The sequence below is a fragment of the Tepidimonas sp. genome, from assembly GCF_036824975.1.
Lineage (GTDB): Bacteria > Pseudomonadota > Gammaproteobacteria > Burkholderiales > Burkholderiaceae_C > Tepidimonas.
Genome location: NZ_DAISZC010000078.1, coordinates 2,005 through 8,812, shown reverse-complemented (window position 1 = coordinate 8,812; position 6,808 = coordinate 2,005). Strand labels below are relative to the sequence as shown.

Here is a 6,808-nt window from a genome sequence, read left to right as displayed (position 1 = left end):
ATCGCACGTCACGGCTTGCCCGACAGCCTCCAGCCGGTCGTCTCAGCGCGGCGGCGGTGGCGGCAGCCGCCGCAGCAACCCCCGCAACGCATGGGCCACGGCGGCCGCACGCACGGCGGCCCGGTCACCGTCGAAACGCTGGCATTCAGCCTGGACCTGTCCGTCCACCGCCCAGCCGAACCACACCGTGCCCACCGGCTTGGCGGCACTGCCGCCGCTGGGGCCGGCGATGCCCGTAATGGCCACTGCGGCCTGGACCTGGGCCCTGTGCGCCGCGCCCTGCGCCATGGCCCGCGCCACCGGCTCGCTGACCGCGCCGTACGCCGCAATCAGCCCCTCCTCCACCCCCAGCTCGGCCACCTTGGCGGCGTTGGCGTAGGTGACAAAACCGCGCTCGAACCAGTCGCTGGAGCCGGGCAGCGCCGTGCAGCAGGCCGCCAACAGGCCGCCAGTGCAGCTCTCGGCGGTGGCCAGGCGCCAGCCGCGCGCGCTCAAACGGATGGCCAAGTCGGCCAGCTGCGGCCACACGTCGGCAGGCACCCACAGGGGGGCCACTTCGGTGGCTTCAGGGACATCGCGTTCGGGCGTTGTCATGGGCTCGCGATCGTCAGGCGCCGATGACAAACCGCCACAGCGCGATCAGCAGCAGCACACAGAACGCCGCCACCAGATCGTCGAACATCACGCCCCAGCCGCCGCGCCAGCCCGCCCCCTTGAACACCTGGTCGGCCCACGCCACCGGACCCGGCTTGGCGGCGTCGAAAAAACGAAACAGCGCAAAACACACCGCCTGGCCCCACAGGCCAGACGGCTCAGCCATCCACAGCACCAGCCAGAACGCCACCACCTCGTCGATGACGACGAAGCTGGGGTCGGTGATGCCGGTGCGGCGCGTGGTGGCGGTGCTGGCCCACCAGCCTAGCAACAGGGCCACCGCGATGATCAGCGCCCAGCCGATGTCGCCCGGCGCGGCCAGCGCATCGATGAGCACGAACGCCGCCCACGCCCACAGCGTGCCCACCGTGCCGGGCGCCAGACGCGACAGCCCCGCGCCGAAGAACAACGCAATCAGGTGCGACAGGCGCGCCCGCATGAAGCGCACCGAGGGCACCGGCCACGGCAGCGAAGCAGCGGAGTCAGTGGAGGATGGGGACATGGTGGACATGCAAGCGCGGATATCGGGCTGTGGGGTCATCGAAACCAGCCATCAAAGCCATCATACGGCTCGAAGCGCCCGCCCACCAGCCGCAGCCGCGTTGGCCCGGGCAGGGCGCGCTCGCGCACCGGGTGGCGCTCGTCGCCGGGGTAGCACATGGCGCGGTGGCCGCCGTCGTCGAACGTCTCGGGCAGGATGCACGGCGGCAGGCGGCGCTGCGCCTCGGCCCAGGCCGACGCCACCGTGGTGTGCCGCGCCAGCTGTGCCAGCCCCATGAGCTGGGGCGGGATGAGGTCGATGTCGCGCGCCCAGTAGCGGGTCAGGGCCTCGCGCGGCGTCAGCCACGCGCTGTCGCTGACCTCGAAGGCGTCGTGCCGGGCCTGGGCGCCGTCGGGCAGACGGGCCAGAAAGAAGCGGGTGTCAAAGCGCGGCGTGCCCACCGGCGGATTGCGCGGCGTGATCCAGCGCGACCACGGCTGCAGCGCTGCGGTGGCCAGCCGCACCCCGGCGGCGGCCAGCGCGGCGCGCCAGGTACCCACCGCCGCGCCCGGCCCGGCGGCCGGCAGCCGGGTGGGCACATCGACCAAGGCCACGCCAGCTTCCTCCCACAGCTCGCGCGCGGCGGCCACGTACAGAGCCTGTGCCGCCGCCGGTGCCAGCGCAGGCTCACCCAGGCGGGCAGGCAGCCCGTCCGCCGGCTGATCCAGCAGCGCGGCCCATTCGGGCGCGGCGTCGTCGGCATCCACCTTGCCGCCGGGAAAGACATACACGCCGCCCAGCACCCGGGCGTTCGAATGCCGCCGCAGCAGCAGCACCTGCAAGCCGTTGCCGCCGTCGCGGATCAACACCACCGAGGCGGCCGCGCGCGGCGGCGCGTCGGTCTGCACGGCGGGATCAGCAGCCGAGGCGGCGGTGTTCACGTCGCCATGGTAGCGAAATGGTCGAACCCCCTCAGTGCCACCCCGGGCGGCAGCGGGTAGGGGTGGCCTCGGGCGTCGCACAGCTGCACGCGCGCCGCGCCGTCGGCCAACGGGTGCGCGGCGGGCGGCCCCGCCACGATGGTGCCGATGCGGGTCACCGGCGTGGCCGCCTGCTCCGCAGCGCGCAGGATGGCCGCGCGCTGCCCGGGTGCGGCGGTGAAGACCAACTCGTAGTCGTCGCCGCCGGCGAGCACGCAGCTCAGCACGTCGGGCAGCGGCAGCGCGCGCAGCGCCGCGTGCACCGCCTGCGACGCCAGCAGCGCCTCCACGTCCAGCCGGGCCGCCACGCCCGAGGCCGCCAGGATGTGGCCCAGATCGGCCAGCAGCCCGTCGCTGACGTCGGCGGCGGCGTGAATCAGGCCGCGCAGCGCCAGCCCCAGCGCCACCCGCGGCGTCGGGCGGTGCAGCCGCTGCACAACATGGGTCACCAGCGCCGGATCGGGCCACGCGCCAGGGGCGCGGCGGCCCAGCGCGATGTCCAGCCCCACGCAGGCGTCGCCCAGCGTGCCGCTGACCCAGACGTCATCGCCGACGCGGGCGGCATCACGTCGGCTGGCTTGCCCGCCGGGCACCTCGCCGAACACCGTCAGGCACAGCGTGAGCGGCCCAGCCGTCGTGTCGCCGCCCACCAGCGCACAGCCGTGCACGTCGGCCAGCGCCAGCAGGCCGCGCGCCAACGCGTGCAGCCACGCGGCATCGGGCGCGGGCAGCGCCAGCGCCAGCGTGAACGCCAGCGGGCGCGCCCCCATCGCTGCCAGGTCGCTTAGGTTCACCGCCAGCGCCTTGTGCCCCAAGGCCTCGGGGTCAACGTCGGGCAGAAAGTGCCGCCCGGCCACCAGCATGTCGCTGGACACCGCCAGCACCGTCCCCGGCGCCGGCGCCAGCAGCGCACAGTCGTCACCGTTACCCAACAGTACCCCGCTGCCGTCCGCACGCGCGGCAACCACACGCCAGAAATGCTGGCGGATCAGATCGAACTCACCCATCGGCGTCATCACCCGACTCGCGTCCACTTCGGCACCTAGGCGCTGGGCAGCGCGGCGGTGCCGCCCCACGGAGGTCGTGCGCTATGGGCTCGCAGCGTAGTCAATTACGCGCGACTCCGGCACAATATCAGCGCAAACTGATGTTTGTCCTCGTCGTCGCCCCGTTGCCCGTCCGCCAGCGCGGCCCGCTGCGTGCAGGGCGCGGCAATGTCCAGCGACAACCTCGCATCGTATCCGATCGTCTTCCACTGCTATTCCCATCCGTCCCACCGCCATGACCGCCCGCCCGTATCGCATCGCCCCTTCCATCCTGTCGGCCGACTTTGCCCGCCTGGGCGAGGAGGTGCGCGCCGTGATCGCCGCCGGCGCCGACTGGATCCACTTCGACGTGATGGACAACCACTACGTGCCCAACCTCACCATCGGCCCGGCGGTGGCGCAGGCGCTCAAGCCGCACTGCGTCACGCCCGACGGCCGGCCCGTTCCGCTCGATGTACACCTGATGGTGCAGCCGGTGGATGCGCTGGCGCAGATGTTTGCCGACGTCGGCGCCGACCTGATCAGCTTCCACCCCGACGCCAGCACCCACGTGCACCGCAGCATCCAGGCCATCCGGGCACGCGGCTGCCAGGTGGGCCTGGTGTTCAACCCCGCCACGCCGCTGGACGTGCTGGACTGGGTGATCGACGATCTGGACCTGATCCTGATCATGAGCGTCAACCCCGGCTTTGGCGGGCAAAGTTTCATCGACAGCGCACTGCGCAAGGTGGAGCAGGCGCGCCGGCGCATCGACGCTTGCGGCAAGGACATCCGGCTGGAGGTGGACGGCGGCATCAAGGCAGACAATATCCGCCGCGTCGCCGACGCCGGCGCCGACACCTTCGTGGCCGGCAGCGCCATCTTCGGCAAACCCGACTACCGCGCCGTGATCGCGCAGATGCGCGCGGCGCTGGCCTGACCGAAGCCCACCCGCTACGCCGCACGAACGTGGGAGCCGACTGCGGGCGCCAACGGAGCTGCCCGTGCGCCAGCCCGCACGGCGGGGGCGCCACCCCGGTGGCGCCAGCCACCGATGACGACCGGCCCCGCCGTCGGTGCTCACGGCTGTCACCGTTCTGACGCGATCCGGGTTTTCCCGGGGGCCACACGCCTATCCCACCCCCCAGCTATCGCGGATACTTCGTTGCCAGGAAAGGCATCGACCCACCCTGTCGAAACCTGTTCTCGCCCCCGGCTACCGTATACCGCTCAACCCCTCCATGCTAGGCCGACTGACTGCCCCTGCCGTGGCGCTGCTACAGCGCACGCCGATGCCCATCAAGATGTTGGTGATGGCGGGCGTGCTGGTGGTTCCGCTGTTGGCCGTGGCCTGGCTGCTGGGCCTCGATCACTGGCGTGACGCCCAGCTGGCCCGGGAAGCGCGTGCCGGACTGCACGCTGCGCAGACGCTGCTGCGGTTGGGTGAACGGCTGCAGGAGTGGCGCGATTTGACCGACTACGCGCTCAACAGCGGCAACGCGGAGCTCAAACAGCGGCGCGAGGGTCTGCGCGCGCCGCTGCGCCAGGCGCTGGACGACGCCGACGCCGCTCTCGCCGGACATCCCCACTGGAACGTCGAAGGCGCTTGGCAGCCACTGCGTCAGGCCCTCGAACAGACCGCCAACGCAGGCGAGCAGAACCCTGCCGTGCAGCACGCCGACAGCACCCAGCAGCTGGCGCGCCTGCACCGACTGGTGGGGCTGGTGGCGGATGTGTCCCAGCTCGAGCTCGATGCCGACCCCTTGGTCAGCCACCAGACGCGCATGGCGCTGTCGGCGCTGCCGACGGTGCGGGAATTCACCAGCCAGCTGCGCGGGCGCGGGCCCGCCCAGCTGTCCCACCCCGACGCGATGACCGACGCGGTCATCATCTCCAACGTCGCACGGTTGGCCGGGTTGACTGACCAGATCGGTGCGTTGCTGCCCGTGCTTCAGGAGCGGCTCGACGCGCTGCAGCGCCGGGGGGAGACGGTCCCGCCCCAGTGGGCTGCCTTTCGCGGCACCACCGACGAGCTGATCCGCGCCACCGACGCCCACCTGCGCACGGCGGCGATGACCATCGACGCGGCCGAGTACCACAAGCTGGCCGAAGCCGCCGTGCAGGCGCAAACCGCGCTGATGGAGGAGCTGCTGCGCCGGGCCGATGAGCGGCTCGCGGCGCGCTTGGCCCAGCGCACGGCCGCGATAGCGGCCATCGCCGTCGGCTGCACCGTAGCGCTGCTGGTGTTGGCGTATGGCATGGTGGCCCTCTACCGCGCCACGGTGGGTGGATTGACGCATCTGAACCAGGCCATCGACCGCGCCGCCGAAGGCGACCTGACGGTGGACGCCGTGCTACCAGGGCGCGACGAAATGGCCGACATGAGTCAGCGCCTGCGCAACATGCTGGCGCACCTGTCGGAACTGGTGGCGGACGTGCGCAGCGCCGCCGCCGTGCTGGGTCATGTGGGCCTGCAGCTGGTGCAAGACAGCCAGCAGCTGGCCGAGCGCACCCAGAGCCAGGCAGCGAGCCTGGAGCAGACCACCGCGAACGTGCGCCAGGTGGCCGAGACGGTGCAGAGCAACGCGGCCGGCGCGGATGAAGTCCGGCGCCTGACGGGCGACCTCAATGCGCAAACCGAACGCGCCAACGCGCTGATGGAGCGCACCGTCGGTGGTCTGGGGTCGCTGCAGGCGACCTCGCAGCGCATGACCGAGATCATCGGCACCATCGACGGCATCGCCTTTCAGACCAACATTCTGGCGCTCAACGCGGCGGTGGAGGCGGCGCGCGCCGGCGAAGCCGGCCGCGGCTTTGCGGTGGTGGCCGCCGAAGTGCGGCGCCTGGCGCAGCGCAGCCAGGAAGCCGCCAACGAAGTGCGCCAGCTCATCGACGAATCCGCCCAGCGCGTGCAGGGTACCGTCAACGAAATCCACACCGTCAGCGAGGCAATGGCCGCGTTGGTGCGTGGCATCCGCGACATCGCGGCGCGGGTGGGTGAAATGGCCGACGCCAGCCGCCAGCAAAGCACCGCATTGTCCGAGGTGGTGGCCGCCGTGGGCGACCTGGACAAGGTCACCTCCGAAAACTCGGCGATGGTGGAGCGCACCACGCACCGCGCCAACCGCCTGATGCAGCGCACGCGCGAACTGGACAGCGCGGTGCAGCACATGAAGCTACGCCAAGGCACCGCCGACGAAGCCTATCAACTCGTCCGCAAGGCGATTGCCCACATCCAGGCCGTTGGCTACGAGCGCGCGGCGCACGATTTCCAAGACGTCAACGGCCCCTTCGTCGATCGCGACCTGTACATCTTCGTGCTCGACCGCACGGGCACCTATCGCGTCATGGGGCTCGATCGCAACAAAGTCGGCACGCGCGTGCACGATGCCCCTGGCATCGACGCCGAGCGCTTCCTGGAAGATGCCTGGCACCGCGCCGACCAAGGCGGCGGCTGGGTCGAATACAACATCATCAACCCGGTCACTGGGCAGGTGCGAGCCAAAGCCTCGTACGTGGAACGCCTCACGCCGGAGTTGCTGATCGGCTGCGGCGCCTACTGCAGCGTGTTGCTAACCGACGTCGCCGACTGAATATCGGTCTATCGCGTCAGGCGCATACCGCCTGCAGTGCGCATCGCCACCGGCGGCCCGCTCAGCACCGCAGCC

The 6,808-nt window shown here is 71.2% G+C and carries 6 protein-coding genes; 2 read left to right on the top strand and 4 right to left on the bottom strand.

What is annotated here, in order from left to right:
- Window positions 1-42 precede the first annotated feature (42 nt).
- From V7Z54_RS08720 to thiL, 4 genes are read right to left on the bottom strand one after another with little or no spacing between them, the layout of a single operon-like run.
- Complete coding sequence (locus V7Z54_RS08720; RefSeq protein ID WP_334135890.1) at window positions 43-594, bottom strand: CinA family protein; 552 nt, start codon at window positions 592-594, stop codon at window positions 43-45.
- 13 nt (window positions 595-607) lie between these two features.
- On the bottom strand, window positions 608-1,156 hold the full coding sequence (locus V7Z54_RS08715; RefSeq protein WP_334135889.1) for a phosphatidylglycerophosphatase A family protein: 549 nt from the start codon (window positions 1,154-1,156) through the stop codon (window positions 608-610).
- A gap of 35 nt (window positions 1,157-1,191) precedes the next feature.
- Window positions 1,192-2,076 (bottom strand): NUDIX hydrolase, encoded by an 885-nt coding sequence (locus V7Z54_RS08710; RefSeq protein WP_334135888.1) that lies wholly within the window; start codon window positions 2,074-2,076, stop codon window positions 1,192-1,194.
- On the bottom strand, window positions 2,073-3,122 hold the full coding sequence (gene thiL, locus V7Z54_RS08705) for a thiamine-phosphate kinase (protein WP_334135894.1): 1,050 nt from the start codon (window positions 3,120-3,122) through the stop codon (window positions 2,073-2,075). Before thiL ends, V7Z54_RS08710 begins: the two co-directional genes overlap by 4 nt.
- A 274-nt stretch (window positions 3,123-3,396) precedes the next feature.
- On the opposite strand from thiL, the gene rpe reads away from it, so the two are divergent.
- Together rpe and V7Z54_RS08695 are read left to right on the top strand one after the other, a co-directional pair.
- A complete protein-coding gene (gene rpe / locus V7Z54_RS08700; RefSeq protein WP_334135886.1) occupies window positions 3,397-4,080 on the top strand; it encodes a ribulose-phosphate 3-epimerase in 684 nt (227 codons plus the stop codon).
- Between the two features lie 301 nt (window positions 4,081-4,381).
- The gene (locus tag V7Z54_RS08695) at window positions 4,382-6,733 is read left to right on the top strand and encodes a methyl-accepting chemotaxis protein (protein WP_334135885.1); all 2,352 of its coding nucleotides are present in this window, start codon (window positions 4,382-4,384) and stop codon (window positions 6,731-6,733) included.
- Window positions 6,734-6,808: the final 75 nt, after the last annotated feature.

Coding starts and splice junctions, on each gene's coding strand:
- V7Z54_RS08695 (WP_334135885.1), top strand. CDS start 4,382: ATGCTAGGCCGACTGACTGCCCCTGCCGTGGCGCTGCTACAGCGCACG.
- rpe (WP_334135886.1), top strand. CDS start 3,397: ATGACCGCCCGCCCGTATCGCATCGCCCCTTCCATCCTGTCGGCCGAC.
- V7Z54_RS08720 (WP_334135890.1), bottom strand. CDS start 594: ATGACAACGCCCGAACGCGATGTCCCTGAAGCCACCGAAGTGGCCCCC.
- V7Z54_RS08715 (WP_334135889.1), bottom strand. CDS start 1,156: ATGTCCCCATCCTCCACTGACTCCGCTGCTTCGCTGCCGTGGCCGGTG.
- thiL (WP_334135894.1), bottom strand. CDS start 3,122: ATGGGTGAGTTCGATCTGATCCGCCAGCATTTCTGGCGTGTGGTTGCC.